The 24,162-nt window shown below is 71.8% G+C and carries 16 protein-coding genes; 8 read left to right on the top strand and 8 right to left on the bottom strand.

What is annotated here, in order from left to right:
- Positions 1–5: 5 nt before the first annotated feature.
- Complete coding sequence (locus CAP_RS12385; protein ID WP_156040726.1) at positions 6–785, bottom strand: hypothetical protein; 780 nt, start codon at positions 783–785, stop codon at positions 6–8.
- Positions 786–860: 75 nt separating this feature from the next.
- Here CAP_RS12385 and CAP_RS50280 point away from each other — a divergent pair, with 75 nt between their 5' ends.
- Positions 861–1,109: a hypothetical protein gene (locus CAP_RS50280; protein WP_156040725.1), complete on the top strand. Its 249-nt coding sequence runs from the start codon at positions 861–863 to the stop codon at positions 1,107–1,109.
- A 45-nt stretch (positions 1,110–1,154) separates the two neighbouring features.
- Here CAP_RS50280 and CAP_RS12380 read toward each other — a convergent pair whose 3' ends face one another.
- Positions 1,155–1,706, bottom strand: coding sequence for an AidA/PixA family protein (locus tag CAP_RS12380; protein WP_044240143.1), 552 nt, complete (start codon positions 1,704–1,706; stop codon positions 1,155–1,157).
- Between the two features lie 439 nt (positions 1,707–2,145).
- Here CAP_RS12380 and CAP_RS12375 point away from each other — a divergent pair, with 439 nt between their 5' ends.
- Together CAP_RS12375 and CAP_RS12370 are read left to right on the top strand one after the other, a co-directional pair.
- A complete protein-coding gene (locus CAP_RS12375; RefSeq protein WP_044240141.1) occupies positions 2,146–4,407 on the top strand; it encodes a TOMM precursor leader peptide-binding protein in 2,262 nt (753 codons plus the stop codon).
- An 11-nt stretch (positions 4,408–4,418) separates the two neighbouring features.
- Positions 4,419–5,594, top strand: coding sequence for an amidohydrolase family protein (locus tag CAP_RS12370; protein WP_044240139.1), 1,176 nt, complete (start codon positions 4,419–4,421; stop codon positions 5,592–5,594).
- A 49-nt stretch (positions 5,595–5,643) separates the two neighbouring features.
- Here CAP_RS12370 and CAP_RS47930 read toward each other — a convergent pair whose 3' ends face one another.
- The 5 genes from CAP_RS47930 to CAP_RS52205 form a co-directional block, all read right to left on the bottom strand.
- On the bottom strand, positions 5,644–6,444 hold the full coding sequence (locus tag CAP_RS47930; RefSeq protein WP_052374928.1) for a BMA_0021/BMA_0022 family TOMM bacteriocin: 801 nt from the start codon (positions 6,442–6,444) through the stop codon (positions 5,644–5,646).
- Positions 6,445–6,478: 34 nt separating this feature from the next.
- Positions 6,479–10,684: a TOMM system kinase/cyclase fusion protein gene (locus CAP_RS12360; RefSeq protein ID WP_044240137.1), complete on the bottom strand. Its 4,206-nt coding sequence runs from the start codon at positions 10,682–10,684 to the stop codon at positions 6,479–6,481.
- A gap of 4 nt (positions 10,685–10,688) precedes the next feature.
- Complete coding sequence (locus CAP_RS12355) at positions 10,689–12,452, bottom strand: sigma-54-dependent transcriptional regulator (protein ID WP_044240127.1); 1,764 nt, start codon at positions 12,450–12,452, stop codon at positions 10,689–10,691.
- Between the two features lie 141 nt (positions 12,453–12,593).
- Positions 12,594–12,887 carry an ATP-binding protein gene (locus CAP_RS52210; protein ID WP_231511368.1) on the bottom strand — a complete coding sequence of 98 codons (294 nt, stop codon included), beginning with the start codon at positions 12,885–12,887 and terminating at the stop codon, positions 12,594–12,596.
- A complete protein-coding gene (locus CAP_RS52205) occupies positions 12,884–13,159 on the bottom strand; it encodes a P-loop NTPase family protein (protein ID WP_044240125.1) in 276 nt (91 codons plus the stop codon). The genes CAP_RS52210 and CAP_RS52205 overlap by 4 nt, the downstream gene beginning before the upstream one ends.
- 970 nt (positions 13,160–14,129) lie before the next feature.
- Here CAP_RS52205 and CAP_RS44355 point away from each other — a divergent pair.
- Complete coding sequence (locus tag CAP_RS44355) at positions 14,130–16,847, top strand: ATP-binding protein (RefSeq protein WP_052374925.1); 2,718 nt, start codon at positions 14,130–14,132, stop codon at positions 16,845–16,847.
- A 65-nt stretch (positions 16,848–16,912) separates the two neighbouring features.
- On the opposite strand, the gene CAP_RS12335 is transcribed toward CAP_RS44355, so the two are convergent.
- The gene (locus CAP_RS12335) at positions 16,913–17,158 is read right to left on the bottom strand and encodes a hypothetical protein (RefSeq protein WP_044240117.1); all 246 of its coding nucleotides are present in this window, start codon (positions 17,156–17,158) and stop codon (positions 16,913–16,915) included.
- Between the two features lie 153 nt (positions 17,159–17,311).
- Here CAP_RS12335 and CAP_RS12330 point away from each other — a divergent pair, with 153 nt between their 5' ends.
- The 4 genes from CAP_RS12330 to CAP_RS12315 all read left to right on the top strand — a co-directional run bounded on the left by CAP_RS12330 (position 17,312) and on the right by CAP_RS12315 (position 24,082).
- Positions 17,312–19,330 (top strand): SpoIVB peptidase S55 domain-containing protein, encoded by a 2,019-nt coding sequence (locus CAP_RS12330; protein WP_231511366.1) that lies wholly within the window; start codon positions 17,312–17,314, stop codon positions 19,328–19,330.
- A gap of 211 nt (positions 19,331–19,541) precedes the next feature.
- Positions 19,542–21,626: a hypothetical protein gene (locus CAP_RS12325; protein WP_044240114.1), complete on the top strand. Its 2,085-nt coding sequence runs from the start codon at positions 19,542–19,544 to the stop codon at positions 21,624–21,626.
- Between the two features lie 306 nt (positions 21,627–21,932).
- Positions 21,933–22,808, top strand: a complete 876-nt coding sequence (locus CAP_RS12320) for a hypothetical protein (RefSeq protein WP_052374922.1) — start codon at positions 21,933–21,935, stop codon at positions 22,806–22,808.
- Between the two features lie 86 nt (positions 22,809–22,894).
- Positions 22,895–24,082 carry a metallophosphoesterase gene (locus CAP_RS12315; protein ID WP_044240112.1) on the top strand — a complete coding sequence of 396 codons (1,188 nt, stop codon included), beginning with the start codon at positions 22,895–22,897 and terminating at the stop codon, positions 24,080–24,082.
- The last annotated feature ends 80 nt before the right edge of the window (positions 24,083–24,162 follow it).

Here is a 24,162-nt window from a genome sequence, read left to right as displayed (position 1 = left end):
CGCGTTCATTCCCGCGCCAGCTCCGGCGTGCTGTTCACGGCCTTCACCCACGCCTCCACGGGCAGGGCGCTCCACCGGCGGAGCGTCTCGGCATGCCGGAGGCACTTCAGGGTGTCGAGGGTTCTCACCGAGCAGCGCAGGCTCATGGCCCGTGGCAGCGGCCGGTAGAGGTTCTCCTCACCGAGCGCCAGCGACACCGACGTCCAGAGCTGCACGATCTGCACGCGCCCCGCTTCCTCGACGATCGCCGCCACCATCTGGTGGTTGGTCTTCTGCATCCCCGCCGGGTTCTTCTCTGCCAGTGCCAGCGTCCCGCCCACGGAGGCCATGATCGCGTCGCGCGTGGGCACGGAGAACCTCGCGCACATCGCCTCGAACGCCTCCCGGACGGCCGCCATGCTGGCGTGCAGCGGGAGCATCCGCTCGCGCGTGTTGCGCCCCGCCACCCGGAGGAACGGCATGCTCGCGAGCTTCCGCAGGTAGCTGCTCCACGCCATGACGTCGTACACGGTGCTGACCGGATCGAACCCCGTCATCTCCTGCGTCTTCTTCAGAAGCAGCGTGGCGACGGACGCCCAGCCCCCCAGCGGCGCGAGCGCTCCCAGAGAAGGCAGCGCCTGGCCATCGCTCACGTACGCGGCGCCCGTCGCCTGATCGCGGCCCTGGGGAGGCGCCGCGTCCTCCCTGACCCTCGGCAGCTCGAAGAACTCGGGGTAAGGCCCCACCCACGCCGACACCTTGAGCCTGTTTCCGCGGACGAGATCGCTGGTGGTGGAGATTGTCATCGTGGCCCCTGTGCAGCAGACGGCGCTGACGCCGTCGTCGTTGCCCCCGCCCTCGCCCGCGATGAATTGCAGCGGATGTGCCACCAGGCGCGCGCTGCAGGCGCGCCGCGCAAGGACGCCTCGACGCCCGAGATCACGCGCAGGATCATGGTCGGCCGACCGCGCCCCGAGCCGCGCCGCACCGCCGGAGCGGACGCAGAGCGCCCCACGATCCCTGCCGCTGCGTCACCTGCTGAAGCGGCGCTTCACCGGGTGACGCAAGGTCCCCACAGCCCTCCCGGCGAGGTCCGGCGTCACCTCCAGCAGCGGCGCTTCACCGGGTGACACGCGCCGGGGTCCGAACCCGCGGCGCACTGGGGAACGCCAGACCTACCCGGGCTGGGTGACGGTCACGAAGGGGTCCCAGCTATAGGTCTTCACCTTCGTGGTGCCCTGGTAGATGTCCACGTAGAACGTGTAGGCCTCCTGCTGGTTGGTCCCCGGGTCCGGGCGCCCAGGGAGCACGGCCTGTGCCTGGATGTAGGGTTTGTAATCGCCGACCGTGGCGACCGTGGCGGTCGTCCCGGAGGGCAGGGGCTGCGCATCGGGCTTGTAGATCAGGATGGTCCCCTGGCCGTCGTAGGCCGTCCAGCTCGCGAGCAGCTTGGCGTCGTTCCAGGCGTAGTCGCTGGACACGATGGCCGTGTAGCCCTGATCGGTGTCGCTGGCCTTCACCTCCTTCGGGAACATGAACCACCGGATGACGTCCTGGTTCTGCACCTCGATACTGAGTTCGTACGAGCCCTGCGTCGAGCTGCCGTTCGCGTCCTTCTGCACGATCGACGGATCGGCGTACATCTGGATCACCTTACCCGGATCGGTGGTCCCGCTCATGATGGAGTCGCAATCGATGACGATCAGCACGTTGTAGATGGTGGACATGGCGCTCTCTTCTGCGTCTTGAGGTGGGCGATGGATCGCGGCTCCGGTGCGTGCAGCACACGCTCCAGAGATTCGATGCGAGGCGATCCGCGCTCTCCGCGTCGCCCCGGTGCCCAGCGCGATTGCACGTGAGATGCCAGGCCACGCACGCCTCTCCGTGGAGGCGCATGCGCCCTCCGCCACGCCTGCGGCGACGCCACACCACCTCGGACGCAGCCCTGCTGCGTCACCCGCTGCGTCACCCGCTGCAACCGCGCTTCACCGGGTGACGCGAGGGACCGCGCCTCTGGCCGGCAGCGCGCCCGCACGCCCGAGGCGCGGCATTGCACGGCGCTTGCACCACGCCCGTCCGCGGCCGTCCTTTCCCTGACCAATCTCACCGCCTCTTCCCTCATCATCGCGCCGCTGCCTCTCCTCCACCCTGCCTCATGCCTGCCTCATGAACCGAACCCTCCGCTTCAAGCCGCACCTGCACGTCGAGCCGCTGGGCGACACCCGCGTCTTCCTCGTAGGCGAGCGCGAGCACCAGCACGTCCTGCTCGAAGGCCGCTGCAATGCCCTCATCGCGCCCCTCCTCGACGGCCGCCGCACCAACCGCGAGATCCTCGAAGCCCTCGACGGACAGGCCTCTCCCTTCGAGCTGTACTACGCGCTCCTCACCCTGGAGCAGAAGGGCTACCTCACCGAGGCTGCCCCTCCCCTGCCCCCCGAGGCCGCCGCGTTCTGGCAGGGGTGGGGCGTCGACCCGGCCCTCGCTGCCGCGCGGCTCCAGGCGAACCCCGTGACCGTGCTCTCGGCGGGAGGCGAGGACCCGGCCCCCCTCGCGCGCGCCCTCGAAGGCATCGGCGTGCGCCTCGAAGACGACGCACCGCTGCGCGTGGTCGCGGCCGGCGATTACCTCGACGACACCCTCGCGGCGCTGAACCGGCGGGCCCTCGCGGAGCGCTTCCGCTGGATGATCGTCAAACCCTCGGGCACCGTCGCCTGGATGGGCCCCCTCTTCCAGCCCGGCGAGGGGCCGTGCTGGGAGTGCCTCGCCCACCGCCTCCGCCAGAACCGCCCCGTGGAGATGTTCCTGGCGCGCCAGCAAGGCCACGGCTCCCCGCGCCCACCGCCACGCGCCGCCCTCCCCACCAGCCTCCGCGCCGCCGCGGACCACGCCGCCCTCGCCCTGGCGCGCTGGATCGTGCGCGGCACCGACGCCTCCCTCGACGCCAGGCTCCTCACCCTGGACCACGCGCGCCTCTCCCTGGAAGAGCACCCCGTCACCCGCCGCCCCCAGTGCCCCGCCTGCGGCACCCCCGACCTCCTCGCCCGGCGCGCCGAGGAGCCCCTCACCCTCACCGCGCGGCCCACCTCCTTCACCGACGACGGCGGCTACCGCGCCGTCACCCCCGAGGAGACCTTCGCGCGCTACCGGCACCTCATCAGCCCCATCACCGGCGTCGTGCACAGCGTCGGCCCCTTGCCCGGCCGCGACCACCCCCTCCGCCCCGTCTTCGCTTCCTCGTACTTCACCTGCCCCCTCCCCGACAGCGCCCCTGGCGCCGACGACTTCAGCCGCCCCGCCCTCGGCAAAGGCCGCACCGCAGCGCAGTCGCGCGCCGGCGCACTCTGCGAGGCCATCGAGCGCCATAGCTGCATCTTCCAGGGCGACGAGCCCCGCATCCGCGCCCGCCTCGCCGACCTCGGCGACGACGCCGTGGACCCCCGCGCCCTCCTCAACTTCAGCGAAGCGCAGGTCCGCCACCGCGACGCGCTCAACCGCGCCACCCCTGACGCGCGCCGGCGCATCCCCCTCCCCTTCGACGAAGCCGCGCTCCTCGACTGGGTGCCTGCCTGGTCGCTGACGCACGGACGTCGCCGCTACCTGCCCGCCACCTCCTGCTACCTCCACTGGCCGGCCCCACCCGCCGAGCGGTTCACCACCCTCGACCCGAACGGCCACGCTGCCGGCAACTTCCTGGAAGAGGCCATCCTCCAGGCCTTCTTTGAGCTCTGCGAGCGCGATGCGGTGGGGATCTGGTGGTACAACCGCCTCCGCCGCCCCGCCGTGGACCTGGCGAGCTTCGACCAGCCGTACTTCACGGACCTCGAAGACCACTACCGCGCGCTCGGCTACCGCCTCCGGGTGCTCGACGTGACCAACGACCTCGGCGTCCCCGCCTTCGTGGCCCTGACCCACGCGGAGAGCACGGGACGTCACTGCATCGGGCTCGGGTGCCACGCCGAGGCGCGGCTCGGCATCCAGCGCGCGCTCACGGAGCTGAACCAGATCTTCGACCCCGACGACCCCTCCCCTGCCCCCTGGGGCGACGCTCCCCTGGAAGACGCCTCGTTCCTCGCCCCTCACGACGGCCTCCCCGAGCGGCAGCGCGGCGACTACCTGCACCCCCTCACCAGCGACCTGCGCGACCTGCGCGACCTGCGCGGCGACCTGCGCGGCGACCTGCGCGGCGACCTGCGCGACGAGGTCCTCCAGTGCGTCGCGCGCGCCTCCGCCCTCGGCCTGGAGGTGCTGGTGCTCGACCAGACCAGACCCGATCTTGGCCTGTGCGCGGTCAAGGTGGTGGTGCCGGGCCTGCGGCACATCTGGCCGCGGTTCGGGCCGGGGCGCCTCTACGACGTGCCGGTGTCCATGGGGTGGCTCGCGCAGCCCCGCGCCGAGGCGGACCTCAACCCCGTGCCCCTGTACCTCTGAAGGAGTCGCCCATGCGGGACGGTTTCTGGATCATCGACGCCGACCGGCACGTCACCGAACCCATGGACCTGTGGCAGGCGTACCTCCCGCCCGCCTTCCGGGCGCGCGCCCCCACCCTGGAGCTTCCCCCCTCCACCGAGCCGCTCGGCGCCCGCATCGCCCGCCTCGGCCCCCGCGGCCTGGTCCCGCCGGCCCCCGTGCTGATGCTCGAAGGGCAGCCCGTCATGCGCGGGATCTCGGAGCGCGCCGAGATCGCCCTGAGCCTGGCCAGGCAGCGCCGCCCGGGCCACATGGAGGCCGGCGCGAGCCCCGCGGCGCAGCTCGCGGCGATGGACGCCTCGGGCATCGACGTGGCCCTGCTCTTCCCCACCTTCGCGATGTACCTCCTCGGCATCGACGGCCTCGACCCCGCGCTCGCGGGCGCCCTCGCGCGCGCCTACAACGACTGGCTGCGCGACTTCTGCGCGCCCGATCCCGAGCGGCTCCGCGGCGTCGGCGTGGTGAACCTCCACGCCCCCGGACAGATGGTGGAGGAGCTGCGGCGCGTCGTCGCGTGCGGCTGGAGCGCGGTGGTGCTCCGGCCCAACCCGGTGCACGGCAGGCGCCTCAGCGACCCCGCCTACGAGCCCTTCTGGGCCGCCTGCGCCGAGCTTCAGGTGGGCGTCGCCATCCACGAGGGCACCCACGCGCGCCTGCCCACCGCCGGCGCGGACCGCTTCGAGAGCCGCTTCGCCCTCCACGCCTGCTCGCACCCCATGGAGCAGATGATGGCCCTGCTCGCGCTGATCGAGGGGGGCGTCCTCGAACGGCACCCGACCCTGCGGGTGGGGTTCCTCGAAGCGGGGTGCGGGTGGCTGCCCTCCTGGCTCCACCGCCTCGACGTGGTCGAGTACGAAAACCTCGCGGGCGAGGTGGAGGAGCACGTGAAGATGCAGCCCTCCGCCTACTTCCGGCGGCAGTGCTTCGCCTCCGCCGACCCCACCGAGCCGCTCCTCGCGGAGACCTTGCGCCACCTCGGCGAGGGTCACCTGCTCTTCGGCACCGACTTTCCCCACGTGGATCACGACACCGACGGCGTGGGGAAGATGCTCGCGCTCCGGGAGGTCCTCGGCCGCGACGCGCTCGCCAAGGTGCTCTCGGGCAACGCCGCCCGCCTCTTCGGGCTCCACGTCCCGCCGGGAAAATGACCCTCTCCGCGCCCTGAAGCACGCGGAGAGGATCCGCCGCGCGGCCTTCCTAGCAGCAGCAGAGGGTGAAGGGATGCGTCCTGCCCGACGAGGCGTACGCACCGAGCGCCATGGCCTGCTCCGAGCCGCTCTCGGGAGGCGGGGGGAGGATCAAGGTCAGGGCGATGGGGGGCAAGGTCCAGCGCCCCTTCGTCCCGTCCCAGGTGCCGTAGGGCGCTCCCGCGGGGACATCCTGGACGCGCAGGAGCACGCCGCCGGGGAACTGGAAGTTGAACGCATTCCAGAGCGCCAGGACCGGGTCACTCAGAAGGTGCTCCTTGAAGGCCGCGTCGTGCCACGCGAGGGCGACGGCCTGAGGCCAGACGTGGATCCAGCGCACCATCTGGTCGAACGCCACGAGCGTCCCCTCGCCGCCCAGGGAGAGGTTGGAGGTGTGGACGTTGGACCCCCCGCCGCCCCCCGGCGGGGGCCTGCCTGCGAGGGTGGTGGAGGCGCCGACGATCTGCGCCTCGTACGCGGCCATCGCGTATCCCCAGGCCGCGCCCGTGGCCGGGGGCACCGGCAGCATCAAGGTCACCTCGGTGTAGGGCAAGAGCCAGAAGCTCCCGCGCCAGGCGTCGGAAGACGGGTCGCCATCCTTCAGGGTCAGGGTCACCTCCGAGCCCAGCAGCGCGTGGATGTCGAGGTACCTGTTCGGGTTCGCGAGCAGCTTGCTCCGGTAGGCAGGGTCGCTCCACGACTTGGCGACCGCCTCGATCCAGAGGAAGTGCCACTCCTTGAGCTGGTCCATCTCGTCGCTGGCGCTGGTGTCCTTCTTCTTTCTCACGTCGTCCGGGTCTTGATCGACCATGGGTCCTCTCTCTCTTGGCTCGGCCAGGGAGCCTTCAGCCGGGCGAAGGCTCCAGACGCTCCGCGGCCTCCGGCGCGTCGGCAGGGCTCGCAAGCAGGATCCGGGCCTGCACCATCTCCGGCGCGTCGAGCCCCTCGGTGAACCACCCGTGGGCAGGCCGCACCAGCGCCTGCGCCTCGCCGCGCGCGCCGCGCCGTTCGAGGAGGCTCCCCAGCGCCAGGCTCGCCCGCAGCTCCGGCACGCGCGCCCCCTGGGCCCGAGCGATGCGGAGCGCCTCGCGCAGGTGCGCCTCGGCCTGAACCTCATCCCCCTTCGCGCCGTGGCTCGCGGCCTCCAGCCGGTGGATCTCCGGGAGGTAATAGACCTCGCCGCTCTGCTCGGCGCGCTCGCGGCACGCCCCGAGGATCTCCAGCGCCGCGTCGTGGTTGCCTCGCCGGGCCTCCACGTCCGCGATGAGGGCGGCCCAGTAGGTCATGCAGAGCTGCTCGCCGGACCTGCGCAGGGACGCGAGGCACTTCTGGCCCTCGGCGAGATCGCCGGTCGCCCAGGCGTGGAGGATGCCGCAGAACACGCCGACCGACTCCATCCCGTACCGCCTGGCGAGCGCGGCGCCCTCCTGGGCCGCCTCCGCGGCGGCCTCGCGCTCCTCCCGGTAGTGGTGGATGCCGCCCAGGAAGAGCAGGGCGTTGCCGATGCAGATCGGGTGGTCCAGCTCCCGCGCCCACGCCACGGCGGCCTCGGCCTGCGCCAGCGCCTGGTCCGGGTAGCCCATGAACCAGAGCAGCAGCGACAGGATCACGTGGGCGCAGACCCGGGAGTCGATGCCGTACGTGAACGCGCTCTGCCGGTGCGCCGCGGGGTCGTAGAGAGCGAGGGCGCGCTCCAGGTGCACGCGCGCCTCGGGGAAGCGCCCCTCCAGCCAGAGGCACTGGCCGAGGAGGGGCAGCACGGCCACCTCCTCGCCCACGTCCCCCCGGCGCTGCGCCCGCGCGAGCAGCCTCTCGGCGACGGCCCTCGCCGTCTGCGGCCGGACGTGCAGGTAATAAAGAAGCAGCCGCCACAGGGTGGGCGCGGCGTCGGCGCTGTCACCGAGGCTGTCCACCAGCTCCAGGGAGCGCTGCGCGGTGCGCGCCAGATCCGGGGCACCGACGCCGCCATGCGCGAGCATCGCGAAGGTTAGCTGGCTGCACAGGGACAGCTCGACCTCGCTCCGCTCCACCTCGCCCTCGATGGCGGAGATCCACCCGAGCGCCTCCTGGCCGGAGCGGATCGCTTCGAGGTAGGCCGAGCGGTGGAGCGCGCCCTGGGTCGCGCGCTGGGCGTAGGCGATCGCTTCCTTCTTCTGGTCCGCCGCGGCGTGGTGGCGGGCGAGGAGGTCGGGGCGGGCCTCCACGATCGCCGGAAACCGGGACTCCAGCGTCCGCGCGATGTGCCCATGCACCTTCTTGCGCGCCTCGCGGGAGAGCGACTCGTAGGCGGCGTCCCGCATCAGCGCGTGCTTGAAGGTGTAGGCCTGCTCCTTCGGGCGGTGCTTGCGCGAGAGGACTCCGGCGCGCGCGAGGGCGTCGAGGTCCTCCCGCACGGTCTCCGCAGCCGAGCGGCTCGCCGCCGTGAGCAGCTCCACCCCGAACTCGCGGCCGAGGGCCGCCGCGAGCTGGGCCGTCTCCTTGGCGCTCCCCAGCAGGTCGAGGCGCACCGTGAGCAGCGCGCGCAGGGTGTTCGGCACCTCCACCTCCGAGAGGGGGCGCGACAGGTCGTAGCGGTCGGCGCGCTCCACGAGCGCCCCGGAGTCCACCATCATCCGGGTCAGCTCCTCCACGAAGAGCGGCACCCCGTCCGTGCGGCCCACCACCTGATGCATCACCTCCGGGGGCAGCGGCTTGTGGCCGAGCAGCCCCTGGACGAGCGCCTCGATCTCCCCCTGCCCGAGCCGGTTCAGGTGGAGCTGGAGCAGCCCGATGGTGGCGAACGACGGCGAGAACTCGGGCCGCGCCGTGAGCAGGACGCAGTACTGGCCCGAGGGCACCTCCTGGACGAGCTGCTTGAGCAGCTCGATGGTGGAGGGGTCGGCCCAGTGCAGGTCCTCCACCAGCAGCACGAGCGGCCGCTCCTCCGCCATGGAGGCGAAGAGGGCGAGCACCGCATTGTGCGTCAGCTCCTTCAGGCGCTGCGGGGCGAGGACGAGCGGCGCATAGGGCGCTTCGAGGGGCAGCGAGAGCAGCGGCAGGAAGAGCGGCATCACCTCGGTCAGGGTGAAGCCGTGCCGGGTCAGCTCGACCTCGACGCGCGCGATCTTCGCGCCCGGCTGGGCCTCCGGATCGAGGCCGAACGCGCGCCCGAGCAGCTCGATGAACGGGTAGAGGGCGCTGTTCTGGGCGTCGGGCGAGCAGCGCGCTTCGAGGAAGGTGAGCGCCTCGCCGCGCAGCCGCTCGCGCAGCTCGCGCACCAGGCGGGTCTTGCCGATCCCGGGCTCACCCGTGATCAGGCTGCACTGACCGCTGCCGGCGCGGGCCCGGCGGAAGCGTTCGAGCAAGAGCTCCACCTCTTGATCCCTGCCGACGAGAGGGGCCTTCGGGCCCTCGGGGGTGCCCCCGGTGGTGATGTCGCCGCGGGAGCGCGCCAGGAGGAAGACCTCGCGCGAGGCGACGAGGTCGTCGAGCGTCCCCGGGTCTTCCGCGGTGACGAGCCCTCCCACCGCGGCGAGCCCGTCGCGCGGGGCCTGCGCTGCGGCTTCCCGGGTCTCCGCGGCGCTCACCTCCAGCGTGAACGTCGCCCGGAGGAGCTGCTGCGCGTCCGCGGAGACCAGCGGGCTGCCCGGCCGCGCGCGCCGCGCCAGCCGCTCCGCGATCGCCGCCGTGGTCCCCACCCCGATCCCACCGCCGACCGCCCCGCGCCCCGCGACCAGGATGCCGGTGTGAATGCCGACCTGCACCTCCACCCGAGCGCCATTGGGGCCGACGCTCCGGGCGCTCTCCTCCTGGATGGCGAGGGCGGCGTGCGCGGCGCGGATGGCGTCGTCCTCGGCGGCACGCGGATACCCGAAGTAGAGCAGGAGCCTGTCGCCGAGCGCCGCGGCGACCAGGGCCCGCATCCGGACGGCCAGCTCCGTCGCGCCGAGCAGGGCGGCCCGGAGGCGCTCGTCGATCTCCTCCACGTCCAGCGTGTGCGGGGCGTCGGCGCGCGGCGAGAACACGCAGCAGACCGCGGTCACCTGGCGCTGCTCACCTTCCAGGTGGGCGAGGCGCGAGGCGATCTCGGTCGCGGGGCCGCCGCCCGTATCGCCCGCCCCGCTCCCCGTGCCCCTCCAGCCCTCCATGCCCGCGAGCGGCACGTCGCCCAGGATCAGCGCCTCGTACGAGACCCCGCGCAGATCGCAGGCGTCCAGCTCCTGGAACAGCGACGCGGCAGTGCCTTCCCGCTCCGCCTCGTTCTTGCGGGTCACCCGGCGCAGCATCCGCCCGATCGGGTGCGCATCGAGCACCGCCGGCAGCGGCACCGGCTCGGGGCTGAGCTGCTGGTAGAGGATCTCGGCGGCGGACCTCCCCCGGTACACCGGCTGGCCCGTGAGGCACTCCAGGAAGACCAGCCCCCAGGAGAACAGGTCGGCGCGGTGCGACGTGTCGAGCCCGCGGAGCTGCTCCGGCGCCGCGTACCCCGGCGTGCCCACCGTCTCGTCGCTCGCGGTGAGGCGCTTGCGCTGCTCCTCGGGGCCCTCCTCCGCCATGACGCTGATCCCGAAGTCCAGCACCACCGCGTTCCGGCGGGCGCCCGACGGGATGATCATGATGTTGCTCGGCTTGAGGTCCCGGTGCACCACGCCCTGGGTGTGGGCGCAGGCGAGCGCGTCGAGCACCTGGAGCATGAGGTGCTGCGCTTCGCGAGGGGCGAGCCTCCCTTCCCGCGCCAGCAGCTCGGCCAGGGTCTCGCCAGGCGCGAACGCGAACACCGTGTAGAGGAGCCCGTCCTGGGTCCTCCCCACGTCGAGGAGCTGGACGGTGTTCGGGTGGTGGATCTGCGCGCACAGCTCGGCCTCCCGGAGAAAGCGGGCCACCCGCCGCTCCCGGCGCGCCGCGTCTCCCTGCTCTCCCCGGCGCATGATCTTCAGGGCCACGGGCTGCCCCGTGGTGTCCTGGCGCGCCTTGAAGACCGTGCCGAACCCGCCCTCCCCGAGCAGGGCGATGATCTCGTACCGGCCCTCGAAGCGGTGACCGGGCTCGAAGGTGAGGCTGTGTCGAGGCATGGTGTTAGGTCGGATCCCCAAGCGTATCCAGCAGCGCGGAAAAGTCCTGATCCATCTCGCCGCCGACGCTCCGCATCAGCTCGCGCACACGGTCCAGCTCACGCTTCAGGGTGCGGTGGTGGTTGCGGTTCTTGAGGAGGTGGCCCTGCCCGAGCAGCACGAACGCCGCGTCCCGGTCCCCGCGCCGCTGCACCGCGGCGCCCATCACCAGCCCCCGGAAGGCCTCGGTGTGCTCGAACGACAGCGGCGCCCCCGAGTGCTCCCGGCGCTCGACCTCCTGCACGAAAGCATTTGCCGCGCGCCAGAGCTGGGCCAGGAGCGACGTGGTCTCCGCGCCCCCCTCGTACGCCAGCGCGCTCTCCACGTGGCGCACCTCGAGCACGAGGTCCCCGCGCGCCGCCTCCCCGCCGCTTGCGCCGCCTGCGGACGACGCGGCGAGCGCGTACGCCCGGCGGACGATGTTGTCGAGCTGCCGCAGGTTGCCGGGCCAGGTCCACGCTTGCAGCCGCTTCACCGCGTCGGGCGTGAGCCGCACCGCGCTCGTGCGCCCCGCCTCCTGGTGCCGGCGGCTCAGCATGTACTCGGCCCAGAGGGGCAGCTCATCGAGCCGCTCGGAGAGCGGCGGCAGCTTCACCGGCAGCACGTTGATCCGGTAGTACAGGTCCTCGCGGAAGCGCCCCGCCCGCACCGCTCCCCGCAGGTCGGCGTTGGTGCCCACGATGAACCGCACGTCCGCCGTGCGCTCGGCCTGCTCATCGCCGAGGGGCCGGTAACGCCGCTCCTCCAGGACCCGGAGCAGCCCCGCCTGGGCCTTGAGCGAGAGCTTGTCGATCTCGTCGATGAACAGCGTCCCCCGCGCCGCCCGGGCGATGGCGCCCGCCGAGTCCTTGACCGCCCCCGTGAAGGCGCCGCGCTTCCACCCGAACAGCTCCGCCATCTGCAGGTCCTCGGGGACGGAGAGCAGGTCGAGCGTCTCGAAGGGCTGCTCTCTCCGGGGCGACTGGTGATGGCACCACCGCGCGAGGCGCGACTTGCCGGCGCCCGTGGGCCCGCCGATGAGCACCGTCTCCTCCTGCGCGGCGAAGATCCGCAGCATCTCGATGAGCCCCGCCGTGGAGGGCCCCACCACCGGCAAGAACTCGTCCGTCGGCGCCGCCTGGACCTGCTGCAGCGGCAGCGCGGCGAGGTACGGCGCCGCCACGATGGCGAGCAGCTCCAGGGTCTCGTGGCACGCCCCCCACACGAACTCCTGGCCGATCGCCGCCTTGCAGCTCGCCTCCAGGGTGATCATCCCGTCCACGCCACCGGCCGGCGTGCAGAGGGGAACCACGTGCACGTGCGAGGCGGCGCGTCCGAGCATGCGCTCACGGGTCTCCTGGCCCAGCGGACTCTCCGCCGCGTGCAGGTCCCGGCGCTCGACCTCCTCCCCGCGCAGCCAGGGCCGCAGGGTGGCGAGCTGCACGTCGATGGAGACGGAGCAGCGGTGCTCGACCAGCCAGTGCCAGACGTTCGCGGAGGTGAGGTAGCCCAGGGTCTCGATGGGCGCGCCGCTCGGGAGGGCGATGCCGAAGAGCCGGCGGTAGCTGTCCCCCGGCCGGAAGTGGACGAGCGCCGAGACGAGCTTGCCCCGCCGGGCATAGGGACTCGCCTCGAGCGCCGCCTCGACACAGGCGACCATGGCCTGGAGCAGCTCCCTGGCCGCCGCCTCGAAGCTCTGCGCCGCGATCAGGCGAGGAACCAGCGATGTGAGGATCTCGTCGGGGCGCATGGCAAAACTCGCGCCGAGCCTACCCCATCTGCCCCGCCGACTGGACCCCCGCCAGGGAATGCCCGTGCGGAGTCGTCGGCGCAGACCGAACGGCGCCGAAAGCTGCTGTGGAGCGGTAGGCGAGGGCTGTCGAACCGAGGGCTAACTCACCAGAGCGGCGCATGCTCCACCCGGAGCGCGACGCCCTCGGGCGCTCCTCGCTCCACGACACCGGGCGTGCCCTGGGGGGGCGATGATGGTCGCCATGTAGAGCGAGCCTGCGGCGTACTGCTCCAGGAGGTCCTCGATTCCCTCCACGTCGCTCAGCCGGGTGAGCTGCGCCCTGTCGCCTTTCAGCTCGGCCGCAAAGGACTCCTCCGCCGCGAACTGGCTGAGCAACACGGGAGAGTGGGTCGTGATGAAGACCTGCAGCCCCCTGGCATTCGCAGCCTTCACGGCGCGCGCGAACACGGCGAGGGCCCACGGGTGGAGCGAGATGTCCGGCTCGTCTGGAGGTAGGGAGGCGCCGCGAACACTGCCTGCGCAGTCACCGTGGTCCGGCGGATCAGCTCCTGGTCCTTCTCCAGCGAGACGAGGCGCTCGCCGGAATATGGATCCAGCCTCCCCTTGCCCGCACCATTGGGACCGAACACGACGGAGAGGGGCCCCGGCTCGACTTCGAGATCCGCGAGCAGCCGGTAACCTTCGACCCGGAGGCGCCTCAGCATGGAGTGTGCCTACCGTATTCCCACGGGGGACTGGCAGGGGTTGCGGGACGGAGACCAGCCGCTTTCCGTGGCCACCCTCCCTCTCCAGCGGTCCTCCTTCACGTGTCAGCAGTCATCCTTCACGTGCCAGCGGACTTCCTTCACGTGCCAGCGGACTTCCTTCACGTGTCAGCGGACTTCCTTCACGTGCCAGCGGACTTCCTTCTCGTGTCAGCGGACTTCCTTCACGTGCCAGCAGACTTCCTTCTCGTGTCAGCAGTCATCCTTCACGTGTCAGCAGACTTCCTTCTCGTGTCAGCAGTCGTCCTCCACGTGTCAGCAGTCGTCCTCCACGTGTCAGCAGACTTCCTTCTCGTGTCAGCAGTCATCCTTCACGTGCCAGCGGACTTCCTTCACGTGCCAGCGGACTTCCTTCTCGTGTCAGCAATCATCCTTCTCGTGTCAGCAGTCATCCTTCTCGTGTCAGCAGTCATCCTTCTCGTGTCAGCAGTCATCCTTCTCGTGCACGTGGTCACCCCTTCTCGTGCACGTGGTCATCCCTTCTCGTGCACGTGGTCACCCCTTCTCGTGCACGTGGTCACCCCTTCTCGTGCACGTGGTCACCCCTTCGCTCCCACCCAGCGTTCCTCGCGCACCTGGGACACAACGTCTCTGTGAGGGCGACCGCATCCCGTACACCCTGGGGCGCCTGCCCTCGGGGGCTTTTCGCGGAGCACGGGACGGACATGCTCTGGCGCAGGGTCCGGGCAGCCGGCCATGCATCGAGACCGGACGGCAGCGGCGGTCGATTCGAGGCGGAACGGCCGGGAGCGGTCGGTAACGGGGACCGGTAGCGAAACTCACGTGTGCGCGGCGCGATGGCCAGTGTCGCTCTGTGCTATGCCGGAATACCGTCCAGGGTGGCCGCGAGAAGGCTCGCCGCGGGTCGGGGGGACGCTCACGCTGCTCTGGTGACGATGACGTGCGCACGATGACGGGGAGTCCGGAAGAGCAGCCGCCAGCCACGTCCCTGGGGTCGCCGTCGCGGCGGCTCGGGGCGCTCGGAGACAGCCCGGCGAGGCTACAGGTCACCTGGGCGGCGGCCCTCTTCGGGCTCACGGTCGGGGTGCTGATGACGTACGTGCCGTACGAGTTCGGCGCCCAGATCTTCCAGGCCATCTACCCGCATATCCGCCTCCTCGGCGCGATGTTCCTCGGCGGCGGGGTGCTGCTCGGCGTGGCGGCGCTCTACCCGGAATGGCCGCGCGTCGTGGACTGGTTCGGCAGGGCGGTCTTCCTGACAGCGCTCGTCACCTACTGGTGGTCGGCGAGCGTCAGCCGCGGAGTCGCCAGCGGGACGGTGCTCTACCCGCTGATGATGCTCGGGGTCGTCCTGGAGGGGAGCCAGGCGATGCGGCAGCGCGGGCTGTTCGCGCTGTTCGCGACGCTGGTGGCGCTGGCGTTCGGGTCGCTGATGGCGTTCGTGCCCGGGACCTTCGCAGGGCCGCTGTTCCTCCCGCTGCGGCCGGTGATGGTGCCGCTCGGGGTGATGTTCCTGGCCACCGCGGTGGGGCTGGCGGTGGTCCGCAGTGCCCCGGCGCGGCGAGGGTTGTTCACCCTGCTCGGAGGGGGCTTCGCGGTCGTGGGGCTCACCCTGGTCTACGGGCGCTCCTGGTCGGGGGTGGCGCTGTACGCGGTGCTGGCACCGGCGTGCTTCGCGGCTGGTTGGGTGCCGGAGATGCCGCGCCTCACGAGCGTGCGCTGGCGGCTGCTCCGGGGGATGGTGGTGGCCGGGGTGCTGCCGCTCTTGACGCTCGGCGCGTTCGCCTCCACCGCGGCCCACGACGCGCTGGAGCAGGAGGTGTGGAACCACGTGCAGATGGCCGCCGACGACGAGGCGGAGTGGCTGCGGCAGCGCCTGGGGGACGAGCGCGACGCGGACCTCCTCGCGGGGGAGCGCTACCAGCGGTCGCGCGGCGCGTCGGCGGCGTACCGGGTGCTGGTGGTGGACATGGAGCAGCACCGGCTGCTCCAGGACTCGCACGGGGACGACGAGGGAGGGCCTCCGCACCTCTCGCCCTCGATCGAGGCGGTGATGCGGGAGGTGTACGTGTCGGAGCGCCCCCAGGACGAGGGGGAGGTGCTGGAGTCGTTCGACAGCGAGAACCGGCGCATCCTGGCGGCCGTCACCCGGGTGCGCGGGTGGCCGTGGGTGGTGGTGGTGAGCGCCGACGTGGGATCGACGTACGCGCCGATCACCCGGCTGAGCGCGGCGGTGGTGATCTTCCTCGGCATGGTGGTGATGCTGGTGCTGCTCCTGTCGGGGTGGGTGGCGCGCTCGCTGACGCGGCCGCTCTCCACGCTGCGCGGGGCGGCTCTGGGGCTGGCCGGGGGAGACCTGGACCGGCGGGTGAGCGTGAGCGGGCCCGACGAGATCGCGGACCTGAGCCGCGCGTTCAACGACATGGCCGACCGGATCGCGCGGGCACAGCGCGACCTGTCGACGCTGAAAGACGCGCTCGCGCTGCGGCTGTCGGAGGTGCAGGAGGCGAGCCGGTTGAAGGACGAGTTCCTCGGGGTGGTGTCGCACGAGCTGCGCACGCCCCTCAACGCGATCCTGGGGTGGTCACGGATCCTGCGGTCGGGGTCGATGCCGAACACCTCGCGGGAGCGGGCGCTGGAGACCATCGAGCGGAACGCGACGCTGCAGGCGAAGCTCGTGGAGGACCTCTTGGACGCCTCGCGGATCGTGAGCGGGAAGCTCCAGCTCGACATGGGTCAGGTGGATCTCGAGCGGGTGATCCATGCCGCGGTGGACTCGGTGACGCTGGCGGCAGAGGCGAAGGGGGTGACGCTCACCGCGGAGGCCACGGGGCCGGCCCCGGTGCGGGGGGACGCGGCGCGGCTACAGCAGGTGGTGTGGAACCTCCTGTCGAACGCGATCAAGTTCACGCCGCGCGCAGGAGAGGTGACGCTGCGGCTGGAAGAGGGGATCGGGGAGACCTACCAGCTCGTGGTGACCGACACGGGGCAAGGGATCACGGCGGACTTCCTGCCCCACGTGTTCGAGCGGTTCCGGCAGGCCGACGCCACGGTGACGCGCAAGCACGGGGGGCTCGGGCTGGGGCTGGCGATCGTGCGGCAGCTCGTGGAGGCGCACGGGGGGACGGTGCGCGTGGAGAGCGAGGGCGAGGGGAAGGGGGCGCGGTTCACGGTGGAGCTGCCCCAGGCGGGGAGCTGGCTGGAGCGGGCGTCGCTGACGTCGATCCCCGGGTCACCGGAGGGGGCACCGGAGGGGGCATCGCTGCGGCCCTCGCTCACAGGCGCGCGGGTGCTGGTGGTGGACGACGAGGTGGACGCGGGGGACCTGGTGCAGTCGGTGCTGTCATCGGCGGGGGCCGAGGTGCGGGTCGCGCAGAGCGCGGAGAAGGCGCTGGAGGTGTTCTCGGGGTGGAAGCCGGACCTGGTGGTGTCCGACATCGGGATGCCCGACGTGGACGGCTACGCGCTGATGCGCCAGGTGCGGGCGATGCCCCGGAAAGCAGGCGGGGGCGTGCCGGCGCTGGCGCTGACGGCCTTCGCCCACGAGGAGGACCGGCTGAAGGCGCTGGCCGCGGGCTACCAGATGCACCTGGCGAAGCCGGTGGACCCAGGCGAGCTGGCCGCGGTGGCAGCAGGCTTGATCCGCACGGCGACCACGCGCGCGTGAAGGTGCCGAGCGAACAGCAGCGGGAACCGGTCCGAGCAGCGCGCGCCTCGACCGGGCGGTGAGGCTCAGAACAGGTAACTGGCGATGAGGGCGAGGCTGTAGAGGACGATGGCGACGAGCCAGAGGATGCTCGTGCGGCGGTAGCCCTCGCGGAAGCCGTAGATGGGCGCAAGGGGCGGGACGAAGAGGGCGAGGACGCCGCGCCAGCGGGGGTGGTTGTGAAGGGTGAGCCGGCCTGCCAGCGCGACGTGGGTGGTCACGAAGAGGGCGAAGGCGACCAGGAGAACTGCGAGGAGGAGGATGTCCCTCACGTGCTGCACCGTAGCGGCCGGCGTGGCCCGGCGGAATGGGGAGCGGCCTTATCCCACATCCGGATGGTCCGCGCCTCCTCCTGGCTTGGGTGGATGCGGCGGGGCAGCGGCGGGGCTCTGTCCAGAGGTGAAAAGCACGCTACTCTCCCGCTCGTGTCGGCGATCTTCAAGTCACTCCGTGCGCTGTCTGCCGTTCGTCGTTTCGGGCAGCGCCTGATGGATGGGGTGCCCGCCCATCGGGTGGTGCCTCTGAGCCTGCTGGCAGGAGCCGTGTGCAGCGTGGCGGTGGGGGCGAGGGTGGCAGAGGCGGTGCCAGATCCGTCGGACGTGATGCCGCTCTCGGAGGTGAAGCCCGGGATGAAGGGCTACGGGCTCTCGGTGTTCTCGGGGACGACGCCAGAGAAGTTCGACGTGGAGGTGATCTCGACGCTGCGGAACTTCCGGCCGCGGCAGGATCTGGTGCTGGTGAAGACGCCGAACCACCCGCGGCTCACGGCGGCGCGGACGGTGGCGGGGATGAGCGGGAGCCCGATCTACCTGAACGGGAAGATGATCGGCGCGTACGCGTACGGGTGGCTGTTCGGGGTGGAGCCGATCGTGGGGGTGACGCCGATCCGGGCGATGCTCGACGAGCTTGCGCGCCCCGTGCCCAAGGCGCTGATGCCGGGCGGGGGCGCGCCGCTGCCGGTGGGGAAGCGGACGGCAGACGCGGGGCGCGGGGTGGGTGAGGGGCGCGGGGTGGGTGAGGGGCGCGGGGGGAGCGAGGCCGACGAGGCGCGGCGGGAGCGGCTGGCGCGGCGGTTCGTGGGGCCCTCGGAGGCGTACGATCTCGGGGCGCACGCGGCGGCAGTGGCGGCGCGCGTGGGGTCGGCGATCGCGCCGCCGGAGAACATGGGGCTCGCGCGGGCGTCGACGCCGATCATGCTGGGTGGCTTCGGGGGGACGGCGCTGAAGATGGCGCACGATCTGCTCGGGCCGCTGGGGCTGGAGCCGCTGCAGGCGGGCGGGGGGTCGTCGACGACGCCCGAGCCCGACGCGCCGACGAAGTTCGTGGACGGCGGCGCGATCGGGGTGGAGATGGTGCGGGGGGACGTGTCGGCGATGGGGATCGGGACGGTGACGCGGGTGTCGGGCGACCGGCTGCTCGCGTTCGGTCACCCCATGCTGAACGGGGGGATCACCAGCCTGCCCACGGCAGTGGCGAAGGTGCACTGGATCCTGGCGAGCCAGAACCGGAGCTTCAAGATCGGGGAGGCGGCGCGGTCGCTGGGGACGCTGGTGAACGACCGGCAGGCGGCCATCGTGGTGGACACGACGCGCAAAGCGCCGGTCTTCCCGCTGGCACTCCAGATCGAGGGGATGGCCGGGGCGCCGCACCCGGCGTGGAACATGGAGATCGCCCACGATCAGTTCATGGCGCCGGCGTTCGTGGCGATGGCGATCGGCAACGCGCTGGAGGCGACGGCGGCGGAGCGGCAGGACCTGACCTGGCGGGCGGTGAGCCGGCTGAAGATCGGGCGGTACGGGACGATCAGCCTGGCGGACTTCGGGGCCGGCAACGGGACGCCGCTCAGCTCCGACGATTTCTCGCGGAGCCGGCTGGTGCGGGCAGTGGGCTCGCTCCTCAACAACCCCTGGGAAGAGGTGTCGGTGGAGCGGATCGACACGCAGGTGAAGATCACCTTCGGGCGCGAGGTGTCGCAGCTCCGGGGGGCAAAGGTGCTGCAGCCGGAGCTCGACGTGGGGCAGAAGGCGCAGATCCGGCTGGACTTGCAGCCCTACCAGGGGGCGGTGGAGTCGCGGGTGATCGAGGTGCCCATCCCGGCAGAGCTGGCAGGGCGCGACGTGGAGATCGAGCTGGAGCCCGGCTACGACGTGGAGCGGCCGCTGGCGACGCCGGCAAGCCTGGCGGAGCTGGTGGCGGTGCTGCCGAACCAGTACTACGACGCGGAGAGCGTGGTGGCGACGGTGCGGCTGCGCGAGAACGGTGCGGCATTCCGGGGGCAGGTGGCCTCGCGGCTGCCGCCCGGCGCGTTCGATACGCTGCGGCCCGCGTCGGAGTCGAACGCGCCAGAGACCTTCGGGGCAGAGGCGCACACGGTGATCCCCATGAAACGCTTCGTCGTCGGCAAGGATACGGTGACCGTGAAAGTGCGGCCCGTGCTGCGCTGAGTACTGCGTACCCTGGATCAGGGGCCTGTCGGCCCCTACGCTCCCGATGGTCGCTACCCCTGTTGCTTCGTGGATCCTCGAGCAAAGACCCCGAACCGAGCGCGGACCTCAAGATCCCTGATCGCTTTCCGAGACCGGCTCTCAAGATCCCTGATCGCTTTGCGAGACTGCTTTTTCCTTCTCCGAGCTGCCTGACCAACGACCACCATCCATGACCAAGATGCGCTCTTCTTTCCGCTCCTTCGTTCGCCGCAGCGCCGCGGCCGTGATCGTCGTCGCCGCGGGGCTCGCCGCGACGCACGCCGCCGCGGTCGGGACCCGGACCTTCACGCTGGACTCGCTGGAGGACCTGAAGGGAGGCGACCTGACCGGGGTCGCCGTGGACTCGAACGGGAACGTGTTCGCAGGGCTGAACCTGGGCAAGACGCCGATCGCGGACGCGACGAGCGTGTGGAGCGCGGTGGTGCTCCCCGACGGGGCGGCGCTGCTCGGGACGGGCTCGGAGGGCAAGATCTACCGGGTGGCGGGGGGGAAGGTGTCGGTCGCGGCGACGACCGATCAGATGGCGGTGAGCGCGATGGCGGTGGCCTGGAACGGCGACGTGATCGCGGGGACGTTCCCGGAGGGGAAGCTGTTCCGGCTGGCCGGGGGCACCGCGGGGAAAGGCGCCGGCGAGAAGGCGAAGGTGTTCGCGGAGCTGCCGGGGACCGAGGACGTGTGGGGCCTCGCCTACGACGAGAAGGCGAAGGTGCTCTACGCGGCGACGGGGCCGGAGGGGAAGCTCTACCGGGTGGACGCGCAGGGCAAGGCGCAGGTGTACTTCGACAGCGAGGAGCCGCACCTCGTGAGCGTGGCCGTGGGCGAGGACGGGGCGGTGTACACGGGGTCGAACGGCAAGGGGCTGCTGTACAAGCTGACCGGGCCGGGGCGGGCGACGGTGCTGCACGACTTCGACGCCGACGACGTGAAGGCGATCGTGGTGGCGCCGGCGGCGAAGGGGGGCGCGATCTACGCCATCGCCAACAAGTACAGCGAGCCGTTCGCGTCGCCGAAGCGGAACAAGTCGGGGCCGCCGTCGCCACAGCCGGCGCGGACGCCGAAGCCAGGCAAGGGGACGCTGACGCGCTTCAGCCGGGATGGCGTGGCGGAGAAGCTGCTCAGCGACGACGATACGCACTACGTGTCGCTCGGGCTCGGCGAGGACGGGGCGCCGTACGTGGGGACGGGGGCCGAGGGGCGGCTGTACACGGTGAGCGAGAACCGGGTGGAGCGGCTGGTGGCCGACACGGAAGAGCGGCAGGTGGGCGCGTTCGTGCTGGCAGGGAAGCAGCGGTTCGTGGCGACCACGGATCCGGCGGTGTTCCACGAGGTGCGGGGGGTGGGCGGCGCGGACGCGGTGTGGACGAGCAAGGTGCTCGACGCGGGGCTGCGGGCGAGCTTCGGGCGGCTGACGTGGCGGTCCGGCGGGGCGCTGCAGTTCGAGACGCGGAGCGGGAACACGGAGACGCCAGACACGAGCTGGAGCACCTGGTCGCCCGCGCTCGCAGCGCCCGGTGACGTGAAGAGCCCTCCGGGGCGGTTCGTGCAGGTGCGGGCGCGCTGGAACAAGGAGCCGCAGGCGGTGCTGCGGGAGGTGTCGCTGTCCTTCGTGACCGACAACGCGCGGACGGTGATCACCTCGGTGGGCGTGAAGAACCAGACGCGGGCGACGAAGCCGGGGGTGCAGGCGTCCGGGGGTGAGGCGCCGAAGCCTTCGAGTTCGGTGCAGATCACCTGGCAGGTGGACAATCCGGACCAGGACGAGATGCGCTACCGGCTCTGGTACCGGATGGAGGGGCAGACGCCCTGGCGGAGCCTGTTGAAGCCCGGGGAGAAGGTGAGCCGCACGGAGTACACGTGGGATACGACCGCGATGCCGGAGGGGGAGTACCGGATCCTGGTCGAGGCGACGGACGAGATGGCGAACCCGCCGGACAGGGCGCAGAAGCACACCCTGGAGTCGGGGGTGGTGCTGGTCGACAACACGCCGCCGGTGTTCCGGTCGCTGGCGCTGCAAGGGCGGCGGCTGCGGGGCGAGGTGGTGGACGGGCTGGGGCCCGTGGCGCGCATCGAGGTGTCGATCGCGGGTTCGGAGGAGTGGCGGCCGCTGTTCCCGAGCGACGGGATCTTCGACGAGGCGGCAGAGGCATTCGACGCCGACATCACGGCGGTCGTGCCGGCCGGGTCGCACCTGGTGGCAGTGAGGGCCTACGACAGCTCGGGAAACGTGGTCACCCGCGACGTGGACGCGCGCTGAAGGGCTGACGAGAAGGGCGCTACGCGGCGCGGCAGGACGCGGCAGGACGCGGCAGGACGCGGCAGGACGCGGCAGGACGCGGCAGGACGCGGCAGGACGCGGCAGGGGGCGAGGGGGGCGGACCTCACCCCGCACGGCAGCGTCTGTGCCCTGCGCGGCCACGCTGGCCATGACGTGAATGTCGTGGCGTCGCCCGGATTGCCCGCTGCAACGGCGGAGAACGCGAGGTTCGGGCGTGGCATGGGAAGTGGATGATCCCGGATCGAGATGCTAGATTCCGGGAGCTTCTCTTCTGTTCGCCAGACCATGAAACCGCTCCGCTCCATCCTTGTCGGGGTCTCCGTCGTCGTGGCGGCGGCCATGCCTGCCGCCTGCGGGGCGCTGGAGCTCGACTTCGGCCACGAGACGAGCGGGGATGCCGGGTTCGAGGGCGTGGGCGGCGCCGGTGGCTCCGGCGGCGAGGGCGGGAGCGTCAATCTGGGCACCGGGGAAACTTCGCCCGATCCGTATCAGCGCTTCGCCCACCTCTGCGGAGGGGAGTGCAAGCCCGGCGATCCGGAGGCGTGCGCGTCGTCCGATGACGGCGGCGAGGGCGGCAGCGGCGGTGCTGGCGGCAGCGATCCGGACACTGGCACGTCGGTCACGGCTTGCCAGCTCGTGCCAGGCGACGCCAGCAGGGCGGAAGGGGCGTGCGGGGCGACGGGCGCGTTCGCCGCAGGAGAGCCGTGCGAGTCGGCCGCGGACTGCGCTCCGGGGCTCGGCTGCGCCGCGACCGGGGGAATGGCCGGCACCTGCCGGGAGTACTGCTGCGGGAACGTGGAGGCGTGCGCGTCCGGCACCTTCTGCGCGGAGCAGACGATGCAAGAGGACACAGCGGTGCCCATCCCGGTCTGCGTGCCGGCGACGGGGTGCACGCTGCTCACCGAGAGCTGCGGGCCCGGGCAGACGTGCACCATCGTGCGCGCCGACGGGACGACGAGCTGCGTGCCGATCGGTGCGGGCGGGGTGGGAGACGAGTGTCCGTGCGGCGACGGCTTCGTGTGCTCGATGCTCACGAACCAGTGCAAGAAGCTGTGCCGGCTCGGGGAGAGCGCGGCGGACTGCGGCGCGAACGCGACGTGCCAGGGCGGCAGCATGGGCTTTCCGACCGGCTACGGGGTCTGCATCGGCGGGGACTACTGACGCGCGGTTTGTGAAGAAGCGTTGCGGGCGCCGCCAGGCGAGGAGCGGCGGGCGACGGCGCGCAGGCGACGTGGCATGGTAGGGCCGTGCAGCGCTCGCTCCTGTCGTTCGCGGTGTTCTTGCTGGTGTTCTCGCTGGTGGTGGGCGGGATCCATTACTACCTGTGGTTCCGCCTGGTGCGCTCGGCCGAGCTCGCGCAGCCGTGGCGAAGGGTGCTGGGCTGGGCGCTCGTGGGGTTCGCGCTGAGCGTGCCGGTGGGGCTCCTGGTGAGCGCGCGGGCGCCGCGGCCCGTGGGGCGGGTGGTGGCGGCAGTGGCCTACGGGTGGGTGGGGCTCGCGGTGCTGCTGTTCTTCGTGCTGGTGTCGATGGAGGTGGTGCGGCTCGGCGCGCGTGCGGTGACGGCGCTGCAGCACCGGCCGTTCGACGAGGCGCGGCGGGTGTTCCTGTCGCGGGTGCTGGCCGGCGCGGCCGGGGTGCTCGGGGTGGGGCTGGCAGGGGTCGGGCTCGCGAGCGCGCTGGGGATGGTGGCGGTGAAGCCGGTGCAGGTGCGGCTGCGCAAGCTGCCCGGGGCCATGTCGGGGTTCCGGATCGTGCAGCTCACGGACATCCACGTGGGGCCGACGATCGGCCGGGAGTGGCTGGAGGGGATCGTGGACCAGGTGAACGCGCTGTCGCCGGACCTGGTGGCGATCACGGGAGACCTGGTGGACGGGACGGTGATCGCGCTGCGGGAGCACGTGGCGCCCCTCGGGCGGCTCAAGGCGAAGCACGGGGTGTTCTTCGTGACCGGGAACCACGAGTACTACTCGGGGGCCGACGAGTGGATCGAGGAGCTGACGCGGCTCGGGGTGCGGGTGCTGCGCAACGAGCGGGTGTCGATCGGCGAGGGCGAGGCGAGCTTCGATCTGGCAGGCGTGGACGACTGGAAGGCAGGGTCGTTCCGGGGCCACGGGCCCGACCTGAAGCGGGCCCTGGAGGGGCGTGACCCGGCGCGGGAAGTGGTGCTGCTGGCCCACCAGCCGAAGCAGGTGGTGCAGGCAGCGGCGATGGGGGTGGGGCTGCAGCTCAGCGGGCACACCCACGGGGGGCAGATCTTCCCGTGGGGCTACTTCGTGCGGCTGGACCAGCCCCACGTGCAGGGGCTGGAGCAGCACGGGGAGACGCAGATCTACGTGAGCCGAGGGACGGGGTACTGGGGGCCGCCGATGCGGGTGGGCGCGCCGCCGGAGATCACGCTGGTGGAGCTGGTCGGGGGCGACGCCGCCAGGGCCTGAGCCATGCGGTCGGGGGCATTGTCCGCTTCCCGAGGCGACGGGCGTCAGGCCCGAAGCGCGGGCCGGGGGCGCTGACGCTC

This window comes from Chondromyces apiculatus DSM 436 (genome assembly GCF_000601485.1).
In the GTDB taxonomy this organism is placed as follows: domain Bacteria; phylum Myxococcota_A; class Polyangia; order Polyangiales; family Polyangiaceae; genus Chondromyces; species Chondromyces apiculatus.
This window is presented reverse-complemented; position numbering and strand designations above follow the sequence as displayed.

Excerpts from the sequence above, each read along its gene's own strand:
- CAP_RS47930 (WP_052374928.1), bottom strand. The coding sequence starts at position 6,444 with ATGGTCGATCAAGACCCGGACGACGTGAGAAAGAAGAAGGACACCAGC.
- CAP_RS12355 (WP_044240127.1), bottom strand. The coding sequence starts at position 12,452 with ATGCGCCCCGACGAGATCCTCACATCGCTGGTTCCTCGCCTGATCGCG.
- CAP_RS52205 (WP_044240125.1), bottom strand. The coding sequence starts at position 13,159 with ATGCTGAGGCGCCTCCGGGTCGAAGGTTACCGGCTGCTCGCGGATCTC.
- CAP_RS12385 (WP_156040726.1), bottom strand. The coding sequence starts at position 785 with ATGACAATCTCCACCACCAGCGATCTCGTCCGCGGAAACAGGCTCAAG.
- CAP_RS12325 (WP_044240114.1), top strand. The coding sequence starts at position 19,542 with ATGACCAAGATGCGCTCTTCTTTCCGCTCCTTCGTTCGCCGCAGCGCC.
- CAP_RS12370 (WP_044240139.1), top strand. The coding sequence starts at position 4,419 with ATGCGGGACGGTTTCTGGATCATCGACGCCGACCGGCACGTCACCGAA.
- CAP_RS12380 (WP_044240143.1), bottom strand. The coding sequence starts at position 1,706 with ATGTCCACCATCTACAACGTGCTGATCGTCATCGATTGCGACTCCATC.
- CAP_RS50280 (WP_156040725.1), top strand. The coding sequence starts at position 861 with ATGTGCCACCAGGCGCGCGCTGCAGGCGCGCCGCGCAAGGACGCCTCG.
- CAP_RS44355 (WP_052374925.1), top strand. The coding sequence starts at position 14,130 with ATGACGGGGAGTCCGGAAGAGCAGCCGCCAGCCACGTCCCTGGGGTCG.
- CAP_RS12375 (WP_044240141.1), top strand. The coding sequence starts at position 2,146 with ATGAACCGAACCCTCCGCTTCAAGCCGCACCTGCACGTCGAGCCGCTG.
- CAP_RS12320 (WP_052374922.1), top strand. The coding sequence starts at position 21,933 with ATGAAACCGCTCCGCTCCATCCTTGTCGGGGTCTCCGTCGTCGTGGCG.
- CAP_RS12360 (WP_044240137.1), bottom strand. The coding sequence starts at position 10,684 with ATGCCTCGACACAGCCTCACCTTCGAGCCCGGTCACCGCTTCGAGGGC.